The 24,619-nt window shown below is 28.0% G+C and carries 24 protein-coding genes; 22 read left to right on the forward strand and 2 right to left on the reverse strand.

Going from position 1 to position 24,619, the window contains the following annotated elements:
- Nucleotides 1–181: 181 nt before the first annotated feature.
- The 10 genes from thiS to Q0Y03_RS10800 all read left to right on the forward strand — a co-directional run bounded on the left by thiS (nt 182) and on the right by Q0Y03_RS10800 (nt 8,668).
- Nucleotides 182–379 (forward strand): sulfur carrier protein ThiS, encoded by a 198-nt coding sequence (thiS, locus tag Q0Y03_RS10755; RefSeq protein ID WP_297713825.1) that lies wholly within the window; start codon nt 182–184, stop codon nt 377–379.
- Nucleotides 380–405: 26 nt separating this feature from the next.
- Entirely contained in the window at nt 406–1,212 is an 807-nt protein-coding gene (thiF, locus tag Q0Y03_RS10760) for a sulfur carrier protein ThiS adenylyltransferase ThiF (protein ID WP_297713826.1), read from the forward strand.
- A 6-nt stretch (nt 1,213–1,218) separates the two neighbouring features.
- Nucleotides 1,219–1,983 (forward strand): thiazole synthase, encoded by a 765-nt coding sequence (locus Q0Y03_RS10765; RefSeq protein ID WP_297713859.1) that lies wholly within the window; start codon nt 1,219–1,221, stop codon nt 1,981–1,983.
- Between the two features lie 15 nt (nt 1,984–1,998).
- On the forward strand, nt 1,999–3,102 hold the full coding sequence (gene thiH, locus Q0Y03_RS10770; protein WP_297713827.1) for a 2-iminoacetate synthase ThiH: 1,104 nt from the start codon (nt 1,999–2,001) through the stop codon (nt 3,100–3,102).
- Nucleotides 3,103–3,113: 11 nt separating this feature from the next.
- Nucleotides 3,114–3,914 (forward strand): phosphomethylpyrimidine synthase ThiC, encoded by an 801-nt coding sequence (locus Q0Y03_RS10775; RefSeq protein ID WP_297713828.1) that lies wholly within the window; start codon nt 3,114–3,116, stop codon nt 3,912–3,914.
- Nucleotides 3,915–3,992: 78 nt separating this feature from the next.
- The gene (locus Q0Y03_RS10780) at nt 3,993–4,223 is read left to right on the forward strand and encodes a thiamine phosphate synthase (protein ID WP_297713860.1); all 231 of its coding nucleotides are present in this window, start codon (nt 3,993–3,995) and stop codon (nt 4,221–4,223) included.
- Between the two features lie 100 nt (nt 4,224–4,323).
- Nucleotides 4,324–4,761 carry a GatB/YqeY domain-containing protein gene (locus Q0Y03_RS10785; RefSeq protein WP_297713829.1) on the forward strand — a complete coding sequence of 146 codons (438 nt, stop codon included), beginning with the start codon at nt 4,324–4,326 and terminating at the stop codon, nt 4,759–4,761.
- Nucleotides 4,762–4,887: 126 nt separating this feature from the next.
- A complete protein-coding gene (locus tag Q0Y03_RS10790) occupies nt 4,888–6,063 on the forward strand; it encodes a YibE/F family protein (RefSeq protein ID WP_297713830.1) in 1,176 nt (391 codons plus the stop codon).
- On the forward strand, nt 6,005–6,814 hold the full coding sequence (locus Q0Y03_RS10795) for a YibE/F family protein (RefSeq protein ID WP_297713831.1): 810 nt from the start codon (nt 6,005–6,007) through the stop codon (nt 6,812–6,814). Before Q0Y03_RS10790 ends, Q0Y03_RS10795 begins: the two co-directional genes overlap by 59 nt.
- Nucleotides 6,815–6,904: 90 nt before the next feature.
- Nucleotides 6,905–8,668, forward strand: a complete 1,764-nt coding sequence (locus tag Q0Y03_RS10800) for an aminopeptidase P family protein (protein WP_297713832.1) — start codon at nt 6,905–6,907, stop codon at nt 8,666–8,668.
- Nucleotides 8,669–8,792: 124 nt separating this feature from the next.
- Here the strand turns inward: Q0Y03_RS10800 and Q0Y03_RS10805 are convergent, their stop codons facing one another.
- On the reverse strand, nt 8,793–8,957 hold the full coding sequence (locus tag Q0Y03_RS10805) for a hypothetical protein (protein WP_297713833.1): 165 nt from the start codon (nt 8,955–8,957) through the stop codon (nt 8,793–8,795).
- Nucleotides 8,958–9,333: 376 nt separating this feature from the next.
- Here Q0Y03_RS10805 and Q0Y03_RS10810 point away from each other — a divergent pair, with 376 nt between their 5' ends.
- From Q0Y03_RS10810 to Q0Y03_RS10860, 11 genes are all read left to right on the forward strand, one after another.
- Entirely contained in the window at nt 9,334–10,164 is an 831-nt protein-coding gene (locus tag Q0Y03_RS10810; protein ID WP_297713834.1) for an ABC transporter permease, read from the forward strand.
- 1 nt (nt 10,165) lies between these two features.
- Nucleotides 10,166–10,948: an ABC transporter permease gene (locus Q0Y03_RS10815; protein WP_291676598.1), complete on the forward strand. Its 783-nt coding sequence runs from the start codon at nt 10,166–10,168 to the stop codon at nt 10,946–10,948.
- 36 nt (nt 10,949–10,984) lie between these two features.
- On the forward strand, nt 10,985–12,016 hold the full coding sequence (locus Q0Y03_RS10820; RefSeq protein WP_297713835.1) for an ABC transporter ATP-binding protein: 1,032 nt from the start codon (nt 10,985–10,987) through the stop codon (nt 12,014–12,016).
- Nucleotides 12,017–12,042: 26 nt separating this feature from the next.
- Complete coding sequence (locus tag Q0Y03_RS10825; protein WP_297713836.1) at nt 12,043–13,089, forward strand: ABC transporter substrate-binding protein; 1,047 nt, start codon at nt 12,043–12,045, stop codon at nt 13,087–13,089.
- Between the two features lie 16 nt (nt 13,090–13,105).
- Complete coding sequence (locus Q0Y03_RS10830) at nt 13,106–14,812, forward strand: adenine deaminase C-terminal domain-containing protein (protein WP_297713837.1); 1,707 nt, start codon at nt 13,106–13,108, stop codon at nt 14,810–14,812.
- Between the two features lie 52 nt (nt 14,813–14,864).
- Nucleotides 14,865–16,199, forward strand: a complete 1,335-nt coding sequence (locus Q0Y03_RS10835) for an amidohydrolase (RefSeq protein ID WP_297713838.1) — start codon at nt 14,865–14,867, stop codon at nt 16,197–16,199.
- A gap of 254 nt (nt 16,200–16,453) precedes the next feature.
- Complete coding sequence (locus Q0Y03_RS10840; protein ID WP_297713839.1) at nt 16,454–17,269, forward strand: hypothetical protein; 816 nt, start codon at nt 16,454–16,456, stop codon at nt 17,267–17,269.
- Between the two features lie 12 nt (nt 17,270–17,281).
- Nucleotides 17,282–18,412: an ATP-binding protein gene (locus Q0Y03_RS10845; RefSeq protein WP_297713841.1), complete on the forward strand. Its 1,131-nt coding sequence runs from the start codon at nt 17,282–17,284 to the stop codon at nt 18,410–18,412.
- Nucleotides 18,413–18,415: 3 nt separating this feature from the next.
- On the forward strand, nt 18,416–19,822 hold the full coding sequence (locus Q0Y03_RS10850) for a VWA-like domain-containing protein (RefSeq protein ID WP_297713842.1): 1,407 nt from the start codon (nt 18,416–18,418) through the stop codon (nt 19,820–19,822).
- Nucleotides 19,823–20,020: 198 nt separating this feature from the next.
- On the forward strand, nt 20,021–21,313 hold the full coding sequence (locus Q0Y03_RS10855; protein WP_297713843.1) for an ATP-binding protein: 1,293 nt from the start codon (nt 20,021–20,023) through the stop codon (nt 21,311–21,313).
- Between the two features lie 16 nt (nt 21,314–21,329).
- A complete protein-coding gene (locus tag Q0Y03_RS10860) occupies nt 21,330–22,244 on the forward strand; it encodes a tetratricopeptide repeat protein (RefSeq protein ID WP_297713844.1) in 915 nt (304 codons plus the stop codon).
- A 64-nt stretch (nt 22,245–22,308) separates the two neighbouring features.
- Here the strand turns inward: Q0Y03_RS10860 and Q0Y03_RS10865 are convergent, their stop codons facing one another.
- Nucleotides 22,309–23,724 carry a spore germination protein gene (locus Q0Y03_RS10865; protein WP_297713845.1) on the reverse strand — a complete coding sequence of 472 codons (1,416 nt, stop codon included), beginning with the start codon at nt 23,722–23,724 and terminating at the stop codon, nt 22,309–22,311.
- Nucleotides 23,725–23,907: 183 nt separating this feature from the next.
- Here Q0Y03_RS10865 and Q0Y03_RS10870 point away from each other — a divergent pair, with 183 nt between their 5' ends.
- Entirely contained in the window at nt 23,908–24,495 is a 588-nt protein-coding gene (locus Q0Y03_RS10870; RefSeq protein WP_297713846.1) for an ECF transporter S component, read from the forward strand.
- Nucleotides 24,496–24,619: the final 124 nt, after the last annotated feature.

A 24,619-nucleotide genomic window follows, 5' to 3' on the forward strand; every position in this document is an offset into this window, starting at 1 on the left:
CGCGTCAATATATTAAAATTCATTAAACTTAAAGAACCGCCGTGTACCAGACCGGTACGCACGGTGGTGTGAGAGGTCGGTAGATAAAATAATTATCTACCTCCTACTCGATTCGACAAATATAGCGTACCTCAGAGGTCAATACATATTTTGGAATTGGCTTAGGGGTGAGGAGGTGAAAATGGTGAGGGTTAATGGAAATGAAATTAGTAATGAAAATATTCATACAATAAGTGAACTATTACAAAATTTTAGCTTAAATGAAAATAGAGTAGTAATTGAATTAAATGGAAAAATAATTATTAAAGAAGAATTTAATAAAGTAAATTTAAATGAAAATGATACTATAGAAGTTATTTCATTTGTCGGAGGAGGTTAAGAAATTAATTATATAAGGGGTAGAATATGAGGATTAAGATTAATGAAAAATATATTGAGATTTTTGAAGGAGTTTCTTGTTTTCAGCTTAGAGATGAAGTTAAAAGTGGAGCTGAGATAATAATTTTAAATGGTTTTCCAATAAAAGAGGACAAACTACTTAAAGATGGTGATTGTATTTCATTTATTAGAAAAGGAGAGATACCTAATAAGGAAGAATTAGAGTCGCTAATAGTAGCTAGGCATACTCCGATGGTTTATGAGAAAGTTAAAAAAGTATCTATAGGAATAGCAGGAGCTGGTGGCCTTGGATCTAATGTTGCATTATCATTAGCAAGAATAGGTGTAAATAATATTAAAATTGTAGATTTTGATATAGTAGAACCTTCAAATTTAAATAGACAGCAATATTATATTAAAGATATTGGAGAATATAAAGTAATAGCTCTAAAAAGAAATTTAAAAGAGGTAAATCCATTTATAAATATTACAGGTATTATAGAAAAATTAAATAAAAATAATATAAAGGAAATTTTTAATGATGTAGATATAATAATTGAGGCATTTGATAATCCAGAATGTAAGGCGGAGTTAAGTAGCATTGTACTTTCTGAAATGAAAGATAAAGTATTGATAGATTCGTCAGGGATGGCAAGCTATTATCCTTCTAATGACATAATTACTAGAAAAATAAATAGTAGATTTTATATATGTGGAGATGGTGTCAATGAAGCTAAAGAGGGGAATGGACTTATGGCACCAAGAGTAGCTATTTGTGCAAACCATATGGCAAATTGTGCACTAAGAATTATTTTAGGGGAAGAGGGTAAGTAAAAAATGATTGATAAGTTAGTTATAGGTGGAGTTGAGCTTAATAATAGATTGTTTGTTGGTACAGGTAAATATCCTTCTAATGCTTTAATTAAAGATGTATTAGAAAATAGTGGTTCGCAAGTTATTACATTAGCAGTAAGAAGAGTTGATTTAGATCATAAGGAAGAAGATATTCTTTCTAATATACCTAAAGATGTTATATTGCTTCCAAATACATCTGGAGCTAGAAATGCAGAGGAGGCAGTAAGAATTGCTAGAATTGCTAGAGCATTAGGATGTGGAGATTGGATAAAGATTGAAGTTATAAGTGATTCAAGATATTTACTTCCAGATAATGAAGAAACAATAAAAGCAACAAAGATACTTGCAAAAGAAGGTTTTGTTGTACTTCCTTATATGTGTCCAGATCTTTATGCAGGTAGAAGGCTTATAGAAGCTGGAGCTGCTGCTATTATGCCTCTTGGAGCTCCAATTGGAAGTAATAGAGGTCTTAGAACAAAAGAACTTATTCAAATTATGATTGATGAATTAGATACTCCAATAATAGTTGATGCAGGAATAGGTAAGCCATCTCAAGCTATGGAGGCTATGGAAATGGGAGCTGCAGCTTGTCTTGTTAATACTGCGATAGCATCATCTAAAAATCCTGCTAATATGGCAAAGGCATTTTCAATGGCTGTTGAAGCTGGTAGACTTGCTTATTTATCTAAGTTTGGGGCTGTAACTAGGGAAGCTAATGCTTCATCACCTTTAACAAGATTTTTAGGTTAAGGAGATGAATTAATTTTGAGTTTTTATGGTGTTATAGAGAAGTATAGAGATTTTGATTTCGAAGGATATTTTGAGCAGGTAACTGGTGATGATATTAGAAGAAGTATTAATGAAAGAAATTTAAGAGAAGAGGATTTATTAAATTTATTATCACCTAAGGCATCTGAACATTTAGAAGAAATGGCTCAAAAGGCAGTAAGTTTAAGCTTACAATATTTTGGTAGGACCGTTCTATTATATACTCCAATGTATATTTCGAATTATTGCATAAATAAGTGTAAGTATTGTGGATACAATGTTGAAAATTCTATTAACAGAAGAAAATTAAATATGGAAGAAATAAAAAATGAAGCAGAAGCTATAGCTAAAGAAGGATGTAGACATCTAATATTATTAACTGGAGAAAGTCAGGAGCACTCTCCATTAGATTATATAGTTGATGCAATTAATATTATAAAAGAATATTTTCCATCCATCACTATGGAAGTATGGCCAATGACTGTGGATCAATATAAAGAAGTAGTAAAAGCAGGGGCAGAGGGACTTACCATATATCAAGAAACTTATGATGAACAAGTATATGATGAAGTGCATTTAGCAGGACCGAAGAAAAATTATAAATATAGGCTAGATGGACCTGAAAGAGGAGCAATGGCAGGAATGAAAAGTATAAGTATAGGTGCTCTTTTAGGGTTATCAGATTTTAGAAAAGATGCATTTTTTACAGCATTACATGGAGATTATTTAAGAAGAAAATATCCACAATGTGATATAACTTATTCACCTCCAAGAATAAGACCATGTAAAGGTGGCTTAAATGAAATAAAAGGTGTTACAGATAAACAAATGGTTCAAATTCTTTTAGCTTATAGACTATTTGCACCACAATGTGGAATGAATATTTCTACGAGAGAAAATGAAGAGATAAGAAGGAATATAATACCTTTTGGTGTTACAAAAATGAGTGCAGGAGTTTCTACAGAGGTGGGGGGACATACACTAAAAAATGCAGGAACTGCACAATTTGATATTAGTGATGAAAGTTCTGTTGGAGAAATTATAGAAATGATAAAAGAAGTAGGGTATCAACCTATATTAAAAGATTGGGAGAGAATTTAGGAGGAGTAAAAATGAATTATACAACACAAATGGATGCAGCAAAAAAAGGGATTATAACAGGGGCTATGAAAATAGTAGCTATTAAAGAAGGGAAACCTGTAGAAGAAATTAGAGCATTAGTAGCAGAAGGGAAGGTAGCTATACCTGCAAATAAAAATCATAAATCTTTAAGTCCTGAGGGGGTTGGTCAAGGGTTAAGAACTAAAATTAATGTTAATTTAGGTATATCAAAGGATTGTTGTGATTGTGAAAAAGAATTAGATAAGGTAAGAACAGCTTTAGAAATGAAAGCTGAAGCCATAATGGATTTATCAAACTATGGAAAAACAGTAGAAATGAGAAAAACTATAGTAGAAATGTCTACTGCAATGCTTGGTACAGTTCCTATATATGATGCACTTACTGATATTGCACCAGGATATGACCATATTACATCAGCTATTGGAGGAGCTATCGCTGCAACTTATGGAGCAGACTTTTTATGTTATGTAACTCCAGCAGAGCATTTAAGATTACCTAATTTAGAAGATATGAAGGAAGGGATAATAGCATCTAAAATAGCTGCTCATGCTGCTGATATTGCAAAAGGTGCTAAGGGAGCAAGAGATTGGGATAATGAAATGAGTCAAGCTAGAGCAGATATTAATTGGGAAAAGATGTTTGATTTAGCTATAGATCCAGAAAAGGCAAGAAGATATAGAGCAGAGTCTAAACCACATGATGAAGAAAGTTGTTCAATGTGTGGAAAAATGTGTTCAATGAGAACCATGAAGAAAATATTAAATGGAGAAGAATTGGTAATCAATGATTAGTATTCCTATTTATTTTATAACTAATAGAACTTTAGTGAATGAAGAAAAATATTTTGAGGTAATAAAAAAGGTTGAATACTGGCCTATAATAAAGGAGCTAAATATCTTCTTGCATCTCATATTTTTAAGACTAAATGTAAAGAGGGGTTGGAGCCTAAGGGTATCCAGTTCATTAGTAAGCTTAGAGAACATGTTAATTGTGAAATAATTGCTTTAGGTGGAATAAACTATGATAACTATATGAACGTAATTGAAGCTGGAGCAGATGGGATTGCAGTAATGTCGCTGTTTTATGAGGATTATTATTAGATAAATTTGATTTTCAATACAACAGTGGTATAATTTACTTAATAAAAATTTTATTATGAAAGAGAGGTTATATTAGTTTATTTAAACTAATTAGAGAAATATGTTAAAAGAAGTATTAAAAAAAGATGAAATATCTGCAATGAAAGCAAGAGATAAGGCAAGGGTTAGTGTTTTAAGATTAGTTAATTCTGAAATTAAAGCATATGAAGTTAATAACAGAGAAGATATTCCAGATGAAAATGTTATTAAAATCATAGAAAAAAGCATAAAGCAAACTAAGGAAGCTTTAGAATATGCAATTCAAGCTAATAATGAAGAGAAAATTGCAGAAGGAAACTTTGCATTAGAAGTTTTAACACCATATTTACCAAAGCAATTAACTGAAGAAGAAGTTAATGCTATGTTAAAAGAAATTATAACTAATGGAAACTATACAGTTAAAGATATGGGTAAAATAATGAAAGAAATAATGCCAATGGTAAATGGCAAGTTTGATAGAGCTAAAATTAATCCAATGGTAAAACAAATATTAGGTTAATAAAATAAATTTATAGAAAAGGGTTGGGGATGTATTATTCTCAACTTTTTTCTATTTGAGTTATACTTATAATAGATATAAACTTTAAGTTGATAAGATACTGTTAATATTAAGAAGGGAGTTAATATGGAAAAAGCAACAAAATATATTAGAAGCAATAAAATAAGAGTTTTTAGTCTGTTAATATTATTTATTATTTTTGTAGCTGTATTTATATGGACTAATAATAATTATAGTATATACAAATCAACCATAGCAAAGGTTACAAGTGTTAGTGAATCTCTTGATAAAACTGAGGAAGGACCACATGGAAGGAAAGAAAATTATTATAATCAGGTTATTACTGCTAAAGTGAAAAATGGCCAGTTTACACAAGAAACAGTTACCTTAAAAAATACATATTCATCATCTGTTCTTAAAAATGAAAGATATAAAAAAGGTGATGATTTATTTGTAAGTATAAAGAATAATGATGGGGAAGTTACAGGTATCATTAGTGGGTTAAAAAGAGATAAATTTATAGTTTTATTTATAGAAATATTTATATTTACTATTGTTGCTATAGCAGGAAAATTTGGAGTATATACATTAGCTACATTAGTTGTTAATATATCTGCATTTATATATTTTATAAGGTTATATATTTTAGGAAAAGATTTTATGTTAATAAATTTACTAATGATAATATTCTTTAGTATTGTAACATTATTGATACTTGGAGGTTTTTCAAGAAAAAATATAGGTGCAATAATATCAACATTAATAACAACTTCGTTAATATATGTGTTATATAAGTTAACTATAGAATTTGGTGGGGATTTACATTATGAATTAATGGACTATATAGCAGGACCTAATGATATAGAAAATATATTTTTATCAGGTGTAATAATAGGATGTTTAGGGGCTGTTATGGATGTAAGTATAACAATTAATTCTGCTGTTAATGAAATTGTTAATTCAACAAAGTCTATTACTGTAAAGCAATTAGTTAAATCTATAAGGGAAATTGGACATGATATTATGGGAACTATGATAAATGTATTAATGTTTTCTTATATGGGAGGAAGTTTAGCTATTGTTATATTGAAAATAATAAATGGATATAATTTGGTAAGGATGGTTCAGTTTGATATTTCATTTGAAATAATTAGATTTCTAATTGGCTCTATAGGAATAGTTGCTGCTGTACCTATATCTGCTTTAGTTGCAGTATTATTTTTTAGGAAAGGGATGAAGAAAGATGATACTGATATTGGCGATAGTGTTATTAGTATTAATGATTCTAATAGGGGGAGATAGAGGGGCGAAGTCATTTATTGCACTTATATGCAATATTTTTGCATTAGTAATAGGACTTTATCTTATAATTTTAGGAATTAATCCAATAATAGTAACTATTTTAGGTGTTATAGTTTTTTGTCAGATAACATTGATATATCAAAATGGACACAATTTAAAAACATATTCAGCAGTTATTTCAGTTGTTCTTGTTACAGTTTTATTAAGTTTAATGATTGCTTTTGTTGGAAGTAAATCTAGTTTTGGTGGATATAGTGAGTTAGATTTAAGCTCAGATATTAGTATTTACTTATCTCCTAATGTAAATATTAATATGAATCAATTAATGATATGTATGATTATAGTAAGTTTATTAGGAGCAATAATGGATACAGCAATGGCAATAACCTCATCGTTATTTGAATTTAATGAAGTTAATAGTGAGATTACTATTAAAGAGTTAATAAAGATGGGATTTAGTGTAGGAAGAGACATATTAGGAACTACAGTTAATACACTTTTCTTTGCTACAATAGGTGAAACTATGATGATTAGTATTTTATTTATGAAAAATAATTATACCCTTGAAAGTGTTATTAATTCTAAAGAATTTTTTCAAAATTTATTCAGTTTGGCTATTTCTAATATAGGATGTTTACTTATAATTCCAATAAGTATTTTTATATGTACCTATGTATTAAAGGGAGATAACAAAGTTATAAATAAGATAAAATTTTATTGTAATAGATTAGAGAAAGAAAATAATAATTAACATAGTAGAAATTTATTTTTTAAAACGATTGAAATATTTTGAAATTGCTATTAAAGTAAATATTATACAAAGTGTAATAAAGAGGGGGAAATGAAAATGAGTAAACTTAAGAAATTAAGAGATGTTATGAAAAAATATAATATAAATTATTATATAATTCCAAGTGCAGATCCTCATCAAAGTGAATATGTAGCAGAATATTATAGAGGAAGAGCAGAAGTTTCAGGATTTACTGGTTCTGCTGGTACATTATTAGTTGGAGAGAAAGAAGCTAAATTATGGACTGATGGAAGATATTTTATACAAGCAGCAGAGCAGTTACAAGGTACTGGAATTGATTTGATGAAGATGGCAACACCAGGATATGATACTATTAATCAATGGATAGAAAAGAACATTAAAGAAAATGAAACTTTAGGTTTTGATGGAAGTTGTTATAGTACTAATCAATATAAAGAGTTATTAAAGATAGCTAAGAAAAACAATTTTAATATAAATATGGACAAGGATTTATTAGAAGAAATATGGAATGATAGACCAAGCTTACCAGAAGATAAGATCTTTGTTCATGATGAAAAATATTGTGGAAAAAGGGTAAAAGAAAAACTAAATGAAGTTAGAAAATATATGAAGGAAAATGAAGTTCAAAACTACTTATTAACTTCTTTAGATGATATAGCTTGGCTTTTTAATATTAGAGGAAATGATATTTTGTTCAATCCAGTAGCATTAAGTTATGCAATAATAACAGAAAATGAAGCAAAGCTTTATATTAACAAAACTAAAGTTGATGATGAAGTACAATTAGCATTAAAAGCACAAGAAGTTGTTATATATGAATATAATAAAATTGAAGAACATGTAAAACATCTTAATGGAAATACATTAATAGATCCTGCTAAAGTTAATGCTAAACTTTATTCTTTATTATCTTGCACAACAACAGAAAAATTAAATATAACTACTAATTTAAAGGCTATAAAAAATGAAATTGAAATAGCTAATTTTGAAAATGCTCATATTAAAGATGGCGTTGCCATGGTTAAATTTATAAAATATTTAAAAGATAATATTGGTAAAGAAAAAATTACTGAAATATCAGCTAGTAAAAAGTTATCAGAAATAAGAAGTAAAGGAGAATTAGCAAAGGGAGATAGTTTTGGAACAATAGCTGGATATAAAGAACATGCAGCTATGATGCATTATAGTGCTACTGATGAAAGTGATTATGAATTAAAGCCACAGGGATTATTTTTAGTAGATTCTGGTGGACAATATTTAGATGGAACTACTGATATAACAAGAACTTTTGTATTAGGGGATATTACAGAAGAGGAGAAGAGAGACTTTACTTTAGTATTAAAAGGTCATATTAATTTGGCAAAAGCTAAATTTTTAAAGGGATCTACAGGTTGTAATTTAGATGTTTTAGCTAGAGGTCCATTGTGGCAATATGGTTTAGATTATAAATGTGGAACAGGACATGGAATTGGATTTTTCTTAAATGTTCATGAAGGACCTCAAGGTATAAGACCAAATGGAAATACAGTTCCATTGGAGCCAGGAATGATGTTAACTAATGAACCAGGTGTTTATAAAGAAGGTAAATTTGGAATAAGAACTGAAAATGTTATGGTAGTAGTTAAGGATGAGGTTAATGATTGTGGAGAGTTTTATAAATTTGATACAATATCATACTGTCCTATAGATTTAAATGGAGTTAAAGTAGAATTGTTAAATGATGATGAGAAAGAATGGTTAAATAATTATCATAAGAAAGTATATGATAAACTTTCACCTTATTTAAATGAAGAAGAAAAAGAGTTATTAAAAATAGAGACAAGAGAAATATAAAAAATAAAAGTTAGGATTGGAGATATAATCCTAACTTTTTTTCTGTAAATTATATAAATAAAAATAATAGTACCAAAGATAGAGCATTTATATAAGAATTGTGTTTAATATTAGCTTAGCGTACCTAGAAGAATAAGAATAATAATGGCCATATTAACCAATTGTTACCAAAGCCACAATTATTAAATCCACAATTGCCAAAGCCGCAGTTATTAAAATTACCACAATTATTTCTACGACAATTATTTCTACAACAATTTCTGTTTATATTATTACAACATCTTCCCATGAAATTTCCTCCTATAAATATGAAAACTTAATTCATATTCTGTTAAATTTGTTTTATACTATAATATACTCAACATAAAAAATATAGTGCATAGTATTTATTTAAATTTATACAATATTTTAAAATTTACAGTTAGAAAGGTTAGTTATATGAAGGCTATAGAAGCGTGGTTTAGATAATAACTCTCTACGTATTGATTAAGTTACAATACATAGAGAGTTTTTCTTTTTTGTATTTTTAAAAGAAAAGTTTAATATTGCGAAAAATATAAATAAAAATATTGACAACATTCGTGTCCGTAGATAGAATAATAGGTAAATATGAATAATAAAATAAAAAAAAGTCGAATATATATTATTTAAGATGGAGGAAAAGAATGAAAAGAAAAGGTCGTTATTTACTATTTATACCGTGTATAGTATTGGTAGCTTATTTTATGATAGTTCCATTAGTAGATATAATAATTCCTACTTTTACAAATACGAAAGATGGAATGTTTAGTGTGTATAAGGAGTTTTTTGCAGACTCATATATGATGTCTATATTTTTGAGAACGATCAAAATATCATTAATATCATCAGTAATTTGTATGATTATAGGGGTACCAGTATCTTATTATATATCAAGGGTATCTAAAAAGTTAAGGGGATTATTTATTGCATTAACAGTGTTCCCTATATTAACAAACTCAGTGGTGCGTTCATTTGCTTGGATGAGTATATTAGGGAAAAGTGGAATAATAAATACTTTACTTATGAAGTTAAATATAATAAATGAACCATTATCTCTTTTATATACAGAAGGAGCAATTATAGTTGGTACTGTATATATATTCTTACCTTTAATGATTATTTCATTAGTAGGTGTTATGGAAAATATAGATAATGATTTATTAGAAGCAGCAGAAAGCCTAGGAGCAAATAAATTAAAGTCATTCTTTAAAGTTGTGTTTCCTTTAAGTTTACCAGGATTAATAGTTGGAACTGTTCTAGTATTTACAGGTTCTTTAACTGCATACACAACTCCACAATTATTAGGAGGAAATAAAAATACAGTTTTAGCAACATTAATATATCAAAAAACTATGACATTAGGAGATTGGCAAGGTGCTGCAGTAGTAGCAACTATAATGATTGTAGTAACTTTAATAGTGATAAAAGGAATCAATTTCCTAGCATCAAGATTAGATAAGAGAGGTGTTTCATAAGATGAAAAAAAATAAAGTTTTAACAGTGTTTGTTATATTAACATATATATTCTTATTTGCACCATTAATTATTATTGCAATGACAAGTATAGGAACAGAAAATTATATAGCATTTCCACCAAAGGGATTTTCTTTAAAGTGGTTTATTACAGTTTTTGAATCACAATCATTTATAAAGAGTATGGGAACAAGCTTTGTAATATCTGGAATAGCTACATTAGCAGCATTAATAATAGGTATGCCAGCAGCTTATGGATTAAGTAGATTTAACTTTAAAGGAAAAGCTCTTGTTAAAAGCTTCTTCTTCTCACCATTAATAGTACCTGGGATAGTAGTAGGTTTTTCACTGTTCCAATTCTTATTGGTAAAATTAAATCTTTCAGTATATATGAGTTTATTTATTGGACATACATTAGTAGTTATTCCTTATATTATAAGAGTTGTAGGATCAAGCTTAGAAGGATTTGATTATTCTATAGAAGAAGCAGCTATGAGCTTAGGTTGTAAAAAGTCTTTAACATTCTTTAAAGTAGTATTACCAAACATAACATCAGGGGTAATGGCAGCTTTTATGTTAGCATTTATAAATTCATTTAATAATGTTCCAGTATCTATGTTCTTAACTGGGCCAGGGGTAAGTACATTACCTATAACAATGATGAATTATGTTGAATATAATTATGATCCAACAGTATCAGCATTGTCAGTAATATTAATGATATTAACTATTGGAATTATGTACATATTAGAAAAAACATTAGGTCTTAACAATTTTGCAGGATAAAGTTAGAACTAAATAATTAGTTGGAGGACAATAAAGATGGATTTAATAAATTTACAAAATATAAATGTTTCATATGATAAGAAAAATAACATACTAGAAAATTTAAATTTAAAGGTTAAAAAAGGAGAATTAGTTTCTTTACTTGGACCAAGTGGTTGTGGAAAAACTACTACTTTAAGAGTTGTGGCAGGATTTATAGAACCAACAGCAGGTAAATTTTTATTAGGAGATAAAGATTATACAAAAATACCTGTACATAATAGAAATTTTGGGTTAGTGTTTCAAAGCTATGCCTTATTTCCACATTTAACTGTAGAAGAAAATGTGGCATTTGGATTAAAGATGAAAAAGATGCCTAAAGAAGAGATAAAAACAAAAGTAGCAGAAATATTAGAAACAGTTGATATGAGTCATTTATCTAAGAGATATCCTAAGGAGTTATCTGGTGGACAAAGACAAAGAGTAGCTATAGCAAGAGCTTTAGTTATTGAGCCAAGTCTTTTACTTTTAGATGAGCCATTAAGTAATCTTGATGCTAAATTAAGATTAAAAATGAGAGTTGAAATAAGAAAGCTTCAACAAAAACTAGGAATAACAACATTATTTGTTACTCATGACCAAGAAGAATGTTTTTCAATTTCTGATAGAGTAGCAGTACTTAATAAAGGAGTAATAGAGCAATTTGATACTCCAGAAAATATATATTCAAATCCAGCAACAGAGTTTGTTGCAAGATTTGTAGGATTCGAAAATTTCTTTGAATTAAATAAGATATCTGAAGATACTTATGAAAATGAAAGTGGAATTAAATTAAAGGTTACAAGATCAAAGGAAAATTCTAAGGCTAAAGGAACTATAAGACCAGATGATATAAAAATAGTTGAAGATGATTTAGAAAATACAGTAGAAGGTACTATAGAGATAAGAACTTTCTTAGGGAAAGCTTATCAATATGATGTGAAAACAGCTATGGGTAACATTATTGTAAATAGTGAAAATACTGTTGTATACGAAAAAGGTGACAAAATAAAACTTCAATTACCATCAAACAAAATTGTAATATTATAAAAATATTTATATTAAGGAGTTTACTTATGAAAAAGAGAATTTTATCAGTATTATTAGCAGGAGTTCTATCTGCAACAGCATTAGTAGGATGTGGAAGTGCAGAAGGGGAATCATCAAATAAAAAACTTGTAATTTCAACTTGGGGATTAAATGAAGATGTTTTAAAAGAGACAGTATTTAAACCTTTTGAAGAAGAATATGGAGTAGAAATTGTTTTAGAAGTAGGAAATAATTCTGAGAGATTAACTAAAATGAAAAACAATCCAAACTCTCAAATAGATATAACTTATTTAGCAGAATCTTTTGCAGAACAAGGAATAGAGGCTGGAATATTTGAAGAGTTAGATTATTCAAAGATTCCTAATGCTGAAAAGCTTAATAGTAAAGCACAAACTACTGTGGAAAGAGGATTTGGTCCAGCTTATACATTAAATAGTATTGGAATAGTTGTAGATCCATCTGCAGGAATAGAGATTAATTCATGGGAAGATTTATGGAAATCTGAATTAGCTAATAAAATAGCTATTCCAGATATAACAACTACTAATGGACCTGCAATAGTTGAAATAGCTGCGGAAAAAGCTGGTGTTGATGTACAAACAGACAATGGAGAAGCTGCATTTAAGGAATTAGAAGCCTTAAAAACTAATATTGTTAAAACTTATAGTAAGTCTTCAGATTTAGCTAATATGTTTGCAAGTGGTGAAATAGTAGCAGCAGTAGCAGCAGATTTCGCTTATGGAAATATTGCAAAAGCAAAACCAGAAGTAACTTATGTAGTGCCAGAATCAGGAACTTACTTAAACTTCAATACAATTAATATAAACAAAAATTCACAAAACAAAGATTTAGCTTATGAATTTATTAACTATGCATTAAGTGAAGAAGTTCAAGAAAGAACAGCTAAGGCTTTAAGTGAATCACCAGTTAATACTGAAGTTCAATTATCAGAAGAAGAAACTACAAATTTAACATATGGTTCAGTAGTTGATAATGCTAAAACAATTGATTTTAAATTTGTTAATACATTAATGGATGAATGGGTTAATACTTGGAATAGAATAATGAACTAGTATTATAGGTATAAAAATGGAAGTACAATTAATTATTAAAAACTTACAAGTATATAACAGTTATTTTAAGAAGTTTATACAAGGTGACGTTGTAATAAATGATGGGAAATTTATTCATATAGGAAATAATTATGAGGATAGATTAACCTCTAAAAATATTATAGACGGAAATAATAAGTACATGATTCCAGGGTTAATAGACATACATATGCATATAGAAAGCTCAATGACAATTCCAAGTGAGTTTTCTAAAGCAGCAATAAAGCAGGGGGTCACTACAGTTGTAGCTGACCCTCATGAAATTGCAAATGTTTTTGGGATTGAAGGAATAAAGGAATTTATTAAGTCTAAAGAAAAGCTTGATATTTTTTATGGTATACCAAGTTCTGTACCTTCAACTAGTAATCATTTAGAAACTACTGGGGGAGAAATAACTGTTAATGAAGTAAAAGAATTATTATCTTATGAAAATATACTTTGTCTTGGGGAAGTAATGAACTTTAAAGACTTAATAGAAGATGAAAATTCAGCTATAAATAATATTATTAATGTTAGTAAAGATAAGAAAATTCCATTGGAAGGACATTGTCCTAAAATAGATGGAGTTGACTTATCATTTTATATTTACAGAGGTGTTGATGGCGATCATACACAACAGTCAGTAGCCTCTCTTGAAGAAAAAATCAGAAATGGCATGTTTATTGAAATGCAACATAAATCAATGACTACAGAAAATATTAAATTTTTAGTAGAAAATAATTTATATGAACATTTTGCTTTAGCTACAGATGATGTTATGGCTGATAAATTAACTAAAGGACACCTTAATGAATTAGTAAAAGAAGCTGTAAATTTAGGTATGTCTATAGAGAATGCAATATATGTAGCTACTTATACTCCTGCTAAAAGAATGAGGCTTTTTGATAGAGGAACAATAGCTCCAGGAAAAATAGCAGATTTTATTTTACTTGATGATATAAAAAACTTTGATATTTATGAAGTGTATAAAAATGGAGAAGTTGTATTTAATAGATTTAACGGCTTAAAAGAAAAGTATTTTATGAAAAAAAGTAATTTTGATAAAAAATTTTATAATAGCATAAAGTTAAATCAAATTACTAAGGAGAATTTATTAGTTAAGGTACCACAAAAATATAATAATAAAGTTACTTGTAGAACTATGAATGTTATGAAGAATACTACCTTTACTGAAGAAGGGGAAGTTTCTTTGGATGTAGTAGATAATCTTTTAAAATGGGAAAATAGTAATTGTGATTTAATTGCTGTTTTTGAGAGATACGGAAAAAATAATAATGTAGCTTTTGGATTAGTGCAAGGAGAGATTATTAAAGAAGGAGCAGTAGCTACAACTTGGGCTCATGATCATCATAATGTTATGGTTATGGGAAGAAATGTTGAGGATATGGTTTTAGCTGTTAACAGTTTAATAGACTTTAATGGAGGATATATTGTTGTAAAGGATAATAATGTATTAGCAAAATTAGAGTTACCTATAGGTGGAATAGTTAGTGATGAACCAATTGAAGTTGTAGGAGAAAAATTAGGTAAAGTTAGAAGTGCTATGAAAGAATTAGGTTATAATCATATGAATGAAATAATGTCATTTAGCACCTTATCTTTGCCAGTAAGTCCAGCTATAAAAATTACAGATAAAGGACTTATTGATGTTAAAAAGTGTAAAGTGGTATCACTATTTAAATAAGTAAAAGACTATGTATGTGCATAGTCTTTTACTGCAGGTTGGAGGATTTAAAATGAAAAAGAAGATTACTATAGTTGAAAATGCTACAGTTATTACTATGAATGAAAATAGAGATATCATAGAAAATGGAGTAGTAGTGTTTGAAGAAAACAAAATAATTTATGTTGGTGATAATAAGGGAAAAGAGAATTTTATAAATAAAGATAATTATGAAGTTGAGATTATAGATGGTGAAGAAGGAATATTAATGCCTGGAATGATAAATTGTCATACTCATGCATCAATGGTTCCTTTTAGAAGTTTAGCTGATGATTATAAAGATAGATTAAAGAGATATTTATTTCCTTTAGAACAAAAATTAGTTGATGAAAATTTAACTTATGTTGGAGCTAAATATGCTATAGCAGAAATGTTATTAGGTGGTGTAACTACTTTTTGTGATATGTATTATTTTGAAGATGAAGTTGCTAAGGCTTCTAAAGAACTTAATATGAGAGGAATATTATGTGAAACAATAGTGAATTTTTCAGCACCTGATGCTAAGGAGCCTTTTGGAGGATTAGATTATTCAAGAAAGTTTATTGAAAAGTGGAAAAATGATAGTCTTATAATTCCTGGAATAGCACCACATGCACCTTATACTAATAGTGATGAATCATTAAAAGAGGCTTATGAAATAAGTAAAAAATATAATGTTCCAATGACAATGCATGTTGCTGAAATGGACTATGAGTTTAAAGAGTGTATGGAAAAATACAATATGACACCTGTTCAATATTTAAATAAATTAGGTATACTAGATTCTAACTTTATATCAGCTCATACGGTATTAGTAAATGATGATGATATAAAAATATTAAAAGATAAGGGTGTAGGGGTATCTCATAATATAGGAGCTAATGCAAAAGGTGCAAAAGGAGTTGCGCCTATAATAAAGATGAAAGAAGAAGGAATTAATATAGGTCTTGGTACTGATGGGCCTATGAGTGGGAATACTTTAGATATAATTGGACAAATGGTTCAAGTAGGAAAGATTCATAAATTATTTAATAATGATAGAACAATATTACCATCAATGGATTTGGTTGAAATGGCAACTATAGGTGGAGCAAAGGTATTAGGATTAGATAAAGAAGTAGGAACAATTGAAGTTGGAAAGAAATCTGATTTGGTTTTAATAGAAACTAAATCTGTGAATATGCAACCAATATATGATTATTATGCAGCTATAGTTTATTCCGCAAATGCTAGTAATATTGATACAGTAATTGTTGATGGAAAGGTAGTTGTTAAAAATAAAAAATTAATAACTGGTGACTTTACTGAAATTAGAAATAATCTATTGGGATTAAAAGATAAGATAAATAAAATTGTAAAAGAACTATAATTTTATAAAATAATTTAATAATGAAGTTATAAAATGCCTATCAAGTACTATAGTGTTTTGATAGGTATTTTAATATTTATAAATATAATAAAAAAGAATAAGTATAAGGAGTTATTATAGATATAATTAAAAAAAATAATAATTCATACTATATTTATCTACTTTAAAAATTTTGAAAAAGTATTATAATGAATATAGGTAATAATTATTATTAAATAAAAATTAAAATTAATAATAGAGATAGAGGAATTTTTATGGATGAAGCAAAAGTAATTGAAATGATAAAGATAAATCCAATTGTCATAAAAAATATAAGTAGTCCTACAGATGAAATGAAAAAAATAGCTATAGAAAAAGATGGGCTTTTATTAAGATATATAAAAAATCCAACTATAGAAATGCAAGAGTTAGCTATGAAAAGTAATCCTAGAGCTATTGAGTTTATAGATAATCCTACAGAAGAAATGATGATAGAGGCTATAAAGAATGGATGGAGTAATTTAAATTATATTAAAAATCCTAGTAATGAAGTAATTAAATTAGCTATAGAGCAAAGGGGATGGGCTATTAGATATGCTAAAAATCCTAATGAAGAATTACAATTATTAGCTGTGAGAAAAGATTATGATTCAATTAAATATATTAAAGAACCTTATGAAAGTGTACAGGAAGAAGCTGTAAATATAGGTTATGATGCATTAAGATATATTAATACGCCATGCTATAAAGCTGAAGTTGCAGCCATTAAGAATAATGAAGCAGCTGTAAAGTTTATAAATAATTTAGATAAAGATAAGTTATTAAGCTTTTTAAAGGCTAATATTTTAGTAATTAGGTATGTTACTAAAAGTATGTTAAATGAAATATCTCAAGATGAAATAAAAGATGTATTAATAGAAGTATTATCAAAAGATGATGTAGAAGAAAAGTATGTGAGAGATTTCTTAAACTGTAGCATTATTGATAAAGAAAGTGATGTTATAGCTATTGATAAGATTATGTTTATTTATAAATATGGAAGCAAAAAGGCAAAAAGAATTGCTGTGGATGAAAAACTAAAGATGATGTAGGGGGAAGATGAAATGAATTTTATAGATACATTAAGAAGTGTGGAATTAGTATTAGCAACTGAAGAGGTGCCTTTAATAGTTGGTGAAAGTGGAATCGGAAAAACAGCTTTAGCAAATAAATTAGCAAAGGAAAATAATTGGAGTTTAATAGTTATTGATGGAAATCTTCTTAAAGAAGGTGAAATAGGGGGATTACCTACAGTAGAATCATATATGTCTATGGATTCTACTGGGAATAAGATTGAAAAGAAGACAACAATATATGCTGTACATACAAAGCTTAGAGAAATTGATGAAGAAATAGCTAAAGGTAAGAAAGTACTTTTATTTATAGATGAAATAAATCGTTGTGAGCATACAGTACAACAAGAGCTTATGAACTTAATATTAAATAGAGAAATCAATGGATATAAATTGCATGATGATGTAAATATATTAGCAGCAATGAATCCATCTGGAAAATATGGTTCAGATTTTGACTATCAAGTAGTTGATATGGATGCAGCTCAAGAAAATAGATTTGTATGGCTTAATATGGAAAGTGATCATAAAGCTTGGTTGAAATGGGCTATGGAAGCTGGAATTGAGCAAAAAGTAATAGAGTTTATTGGAGTTTTCCCAGAATACTTACATAAGATAAATGAAGATGATGTGAGAGCTACACCAAGAAGTTATGAAAGAGTATCTAAGGCTTTTAAAGTTTATAAAGAAAAGAAAGATTCTATACCTAGATCAGTATTTTTAAATGTTATAAAAGGTAATGTTGGAAAGGTTATAGCAGAAGAATTTATAAATTTTGTTGAATCAGAACATAGCCCTTTAATATCTTTTGATGAAGTTTTTGAAGGTGATACTTTAAGTGAAGAAGTTATAAAGAAAGTTAAAGGTGAAAGTCATACTAGACTTTATTTAAGTGCAATGAATATTTTAAAGAGCTTAGAAGAAAACATAAAAAACAGTAATGATGAAGATGTTTATCATATCAATAGATTCATTGAGTTTTTAAAGGAATATCCTATAGATTTAATGGTAGGAATTATGAAGGATATAAAAAGCAGTTATCCTGAAAGTTATAAAAGAGCTTTAGAAAATGAAGATTTTGTAGAAAGTTATTTTGAGGCTTATAGTTCAATAAGGGGATAGCATATGGAAAGTTATTTTGAAAAGTTAAAGAAGGAGCTTTATATTAAGGCTGATAAAATAGTAAATAGTTCAGCTATGTTTAAGGCTTTACGTGCTGGTGAAAAGTTTGATTTAGATATTCCTAAAGATTTTGAAGAAGAATTTTTTAAACTTATAGATAAAGTAAATTTAAGTCTTATGGAAGAAAAGGATAATTTCTATGGCTATTTTTTATTTCAAATGGGAAGAGAAATACGCTTTGATATAAGCACTCCTACTGGTATAAATTTTAAAGGTGCTAAATATGTTATATATTTTAATCCAATAATATTTTTACAGCTTAATATAAAACAAATGGAAAGTACTATTAAGCATGAAATTCATCATGTACTATCTATGCACTTAATAAGAGCTAAAGAATTAAAAGGTAAGTTTAGTACACTTGCAATTAATTTAGCTATGGATATAGTAGTAAATCAGTATCTTAATAATTTGCCACCATATGCAATTACTTTAAAAGGAGTAAATTTAAAGTACGAGCTAAATCTTGAACCTTATAACACATTTGAATATTATGCAGAAAATATTCAAAATGTATTAAATGTACTTGAAGAAAGTGATGAAGGTGAAGAAGATGATAGCTGGGGAGAAGAGTCTGATAGTGGATTTAATCCAGAAAAAACTCATGATTTATGGGATGAAAATGAAGCTATAGATGAAAAAATGCTTAAGGATTTTACTGAAAAGTTCATAAGTAATGCTGAAAAGGGTACAATTCCACTTCATGTAGAAGGAATGATATCTGCTTTAAGAAAAAGTAAAGGAGAGCTTCCTTGGAATTTATATCTTAAGAAATTAATGGGTACTGTAGAAAGTAACAAGAAGAAAACTATAACAAGAAGAAATAGAAGACAGCCCAATAGATTAGATTTACGAGGTGAACTTAGAAATCACAAGGCAGAAATAGCAGTTGCTATTGATATAAGTGGAAGTATTAGTGATGAGGAGTTTAAGCAAGCTATTAAGGAAGTTCTATCTATAGTAAAAAATTATAATCATGAAATAACTATAATAGAATGTGATAAAGAGGTTAAACGTGCATATAAAGCAAAAACTATAAATGATGTAAAAGAAAGATGTTCTTCTGGTGGAGGAACTAGATTTACACCTGTTTTTGAATATGCAAACAGTAAAAATATTAATTTGTTAGTTTATTTTACTGATGGTAAGGGTGAAGATAAATTACAAGTTAAACCTAGAGGCTATAAAGTTTTATGGGTTATTTCAGGAAGAGGAGATAAACTTTCATTAAAGGAACCTTATGGTGTAGTTAAAAAGCTTAGCAAAGTTGAAGTAAAAGATACTATAGTAGATATGAAAGATGTCAGAAGTGACGGATATTCAATGAATAATCAGGAACCAATTTTTTAAGGTGTTATTCTAACTTTAAATTAAATATAGAAATAAAATATTTAGGGATATATTTATAGTTTATTTTAAATTATAGATATATCTTTTTAATTAATGTAGGACCTAAAACTCAAAAAGTGGATATAATAAAAATAAGTTGATAAAAGTGTTGATAAAATATAAAATTATATTATAAAAAGTGTATAGAGGTAACATTAAATGGAACGAAAAGTACTAAAGTGGTTAATAGAATGGAAAAATAGCACTAATAGAAAGCCTTTAATATTACAAGGGGCTAGACAAGTTGGAAAGACTTATTCTGCATTGACTTTTGGAAAGGAGTATTATGATTCAGTAGTATATTTTAACTTTGAAAATAATAAAGAGTTAGCTAAAATATTTGATAGAGATTTAGAGCCTGAAAGAATAATTAGAGAACTATCAATTAATTCTGGTAAAAGTATTTTAAAAGAAAAAACATTAATATTTTTTGATGAAATTCAAGCCTGCGAAAGAGCATTAACATCGTTAAAATATTTTAATGAAAATGCCAATGAATATCATATAATTGCGGCAGGAAGTTTACTTGGAGTTGCTGTAAATAGAGAGCAATATTCATTTCCAGTAGGAAAGGTTCAACTGAAAACTTTATATCCACTTGATTTTGAAGAATTTTTAATGGCAATAGATGAAAAAGAATTAATACAATTAATTAAAGAGTCATTTGAAAATGACAGGGAAATGTCATTACACAATAAAGCTATGGATTTATATAGAACTTATTTAGTTGTTGGAGGAATGCCAGCTGTAGTGAAGGAATATATAGAAAAAAGAGATTTTGATTTTGTTTATGCAACACAAAAAGGTATTAATGATTCTTATATTGCAGATATGGCAAAATATGCAACACCACATGAAACTACTAGAATAATGGCTACATTTAATAGTATTCCAGCACAATTAGCTAAGGAAAATAGAAAATTTCAATATAAGGTTATAAAGTCTGGAGCAAGAGCACATGAATATGAAACACCAGTAGAGTGGTTAAAATCATCAGGAGTTATACTTAAGTGTACAAAATGTAATGAAGGGAAATTACCTTTAAGTGCATATAGTGATTTTAATTCCTTTAAAGTTTATATGACTGATACAGGTTTGCTTTGTTCAAAATTTGGTATACCTGCTAATGCAGTTTTATCAGAAGGAAGGGTATTTAATGATTTTAAAGGAGCATTAACGGAAAACTATGTTTGTTTCGCTTTGAATGTTAATGGGCATGAACCTTATTACTGGGAATCTAAAGGAAATGCAGAAGTTGATTTCTTAATTCAAGATAAGGATGGAAATATATTACCGGTAGAAGTGAAAGCTGCTGATAATGTTAGAGCTAAAAGTTTACAACAGTATATAAAGAAATACAATCCTATATATTCAATAAGAGTGTCTTCTAAGAATTTTGGATTTGAAAATGGAATTAAATCAGTTCCTCTTTATGCAGCTTTTTTAATATAAATAAGGAGGACTAGATTTGGAAAAGACATACATGTTTGATAACTATATATCCATAGGGCGTAATTTTATGACTGAAAAGAATTATTTAAAAGCTCTAAAGTTTTTTAAAAAGGCATACAATTGTCCAGAAGGAAAAGATGATATAGATTTAATATTAGATTTAGCATTTCTTTATGATAAAATAGCACATTTTGATTTGGCTGAAAAAATGTATAGGAGAGTATTAGAATTAGATGAAACTAATGCTATAGCTTATTATGGATTAGGTATAATTTATGATGATGATGAATTATACGAAGAAGCTATTGAGTATTATAAAAAGGCTATAAAGTATGATGAAAAATATGAAAAGGCATATTTCTTTTTAGCTAATGCTTATGATGAATTAGGTAATAAAGAAGAGGCAATAAAAAATTATAAAGAAGTATTAAATCTAAATTCAAAGGATTTATGGGCAAATGCTAATTTAGGATGTATTTATGATGAATTAGGAGATACTAAATTAGCTTTAGAATATATGGAAAAAGCACTTGAAATAGATAAAAATCATTTTAGAATATTATTTAATATGGGAGTATTTAATAAAAAATTAGGCAACTTACAGTTAGCAGAAGAGTATTATAAGAAATCAATAGAAGAAAATCCTTATTATCCATATAGTTATTTAAATTATGCAGTAATGTATAGAGAAAAAGAAGATTATGATAAGGCTATTGAAATAATAAATGAAGGTATCTTAGAAAATGAAGATGAAGGATTTTTATATTATAATAGAGCTTGCTTTTATGTAGGTATAAATAAGTTAGAATTAGCATTGGAAGATGTTTTTAAATCAATAGAATTAAATGATTTCTTTGAAGAGTATATGAAGAAAGATGAAGAGCTTGATGCTATAAGAGGATTAGAAAAATATAAAGAAATGTTTGAATAGAATGTAGTAGATATCCCCTTGTCAAAGAAGGGGATCTACTACATTCTTTAAATATTAGTAAAATTTATTTTTTACTTGGTGATTTTTTAGTTCTAAACATTAGGTGTTTTAATGCATCCCAGTTAAATGGTATTAGAGGGTAAAGATAACTTTCACCAGTAAGTGTTTTTGTTGAAGCCACAATTGCAATACTTAAAATTATACCAATAACAAATCCCCAAGTGCCAAAAAGTCCAGTAGTGATAAGTAGTAGTAGCCTAATAAATTTTAATGCAAATGTAAGCTCTACACTAGGCTGAACAAAACTTGAAAGTGCAACAATTGCCATATATAAGATGCTTTGAGGAATAAACCATCCTGATTGAACAGCATAATCACCTAATATTAAACCACCTATAATCGATAAAGATGTTCCAAAGACATTAGGTGTGTTTAATGAGGCTAATTTAAGGCCATCAATAGCAAATTCACCAATAATGAACTGCAAAAATAATGGTATTGCATATTGATCCTTTGGTAATAAGAAACTAAGTGGACCAACAAGCCAATTTGGATTATCAGTGAGTAATACATATACAGGTGTTAAAAATAAATTTACTAAAAGTACTATAGCTCTAATTAATTTTTGATAGTTACCAGTAAAAACTGGCATATAATAATCATCAATAGATTGAATAAAATCAAAAATATTTGAAGGAAAAATTAAAGCTGATGGCATATTATCTATTAATATAACAACGCTACCTTCAATTATCTGTGCTGCAGCAACATCAGGCCTTTCAGTAAATCTTACTTTAGGTAATGGATTAAGCCAACTTGATGAATTTAATAATTCAATTAAGCTTTGATCACCTAAAGTTAGTGATTTTACTTTTAAGTTATCAATCATATCTCTAATTTTACTTAGGGTATCTTCTTTAACAGTTCCAGCTAAGAACCCAATTGCAATATCAGTTTTTGAAATACTCCCTATATTGTGCATTTCAAAAGTAAGATGAGGATCACGAATTCTTCTTCTAATTAAAGCAGTATTGAAAACAATAGTTTCAACAAAGCCATCATGAGATCCTCTAAGAACTTTTTCTTTTTCAGGTTCTTCAACTCCTCTAGCAGGATATGTTCTATAGTCTAATAGTACTGCTTCATTAAAGTTTTCACATAACATAGCAGTTTGCCCACAAAGAACAGCAGTGATTATGTTACCAATATCATTGTCAGTAGCAGCTTCAATTGAAGATAATGCTTTTTCTACTAAATCTTTTGCTGTTTTTATACTATTAAAATCTTTTTCGCTTAAATTATAAATATCTCTACGAACATATTCCATGTTAGTATCTTTTACAAAGCCATCAAGAAAATAAAAGTAATATTTATGATTATGAATTTCTATGATTCTTTCAATTACATCAAAGCTTTTACCTAAATTTAATTCCTCTCGTAGTTTTTCAACATTAACATTAATATCATTAGTTAATTTCATAGTTTTCTCCTTTGAATAACAATTATACTATGTATATGTTTTGCTATTTTTTATCTAATATGCAAAATTTGAATAAGGAAAAAAAGGAATTAATATTTTAAGATATGTATGGATACAATTGCCTTAATTTGCAAAATAGTTATAAAATATATTTAAAGTTTTATAAATAAGGGGGCAATTATTATGAACAATCAAATTAGATTTAAAAAATTAATTCAAACTGCTTTACTTGCAGCGTTATGCTTTGTATCTTTTACTTATTTACAAATTAAAATTCCAGTGCCAGGTGGAGATGCAACTTCACTTCATATTGGTAATACATTTTGTGTTTTAGCAGCTTTATTACTTGGTGGATGGTATGGAGGATTAGCAGGGGCAATAGGTATGACAATTGCAGACTTAATTGATCCTGTATATATACTAGTAGCACCTAAAACATTTATTTTAAAATTATGCATAGGTTTAATAACAGGTTTAATTGCACATAAAATAGCAAAAATATCTGAAAGTAGTGAGAGTAAATATATTTTTAAATGGAGTTTAATAGCATCAATTGCTGGACTTGCTTTTAATGTAATTGCTGATCCTATAGTTGGATTTTTTTATAAGCAGTATATACTTGGACAACCTCAAGATGCAGCTATGATTTTAGCTAAGTTAAGTGCAACAACAACATTTATTAATGCAGTAGTATCAGTAATATTAGTAGTAATTATTTATAATGCAATAAGACCTATACTAAAAAAATTAGGATTGCTATTACCAGTTTAACTAAACTATTTATTACGTGGAAGCCAAAAATGAAATATTTATTTTCCAGTAACCATGAAATTCTACAGCTTAATTTCAATGTTTCCTTTCAAAATAAATATTTCATTTTTTTTCACGTAATAAC

The sequence above is a fragment of the Clostridium sp. genome, assembly GCF_026168755.1.
Taxonomy (GTDB): Bacteria; Bacillota; Clostridia; order Clostridiales; family Clostridiaceae; genus Clostridium.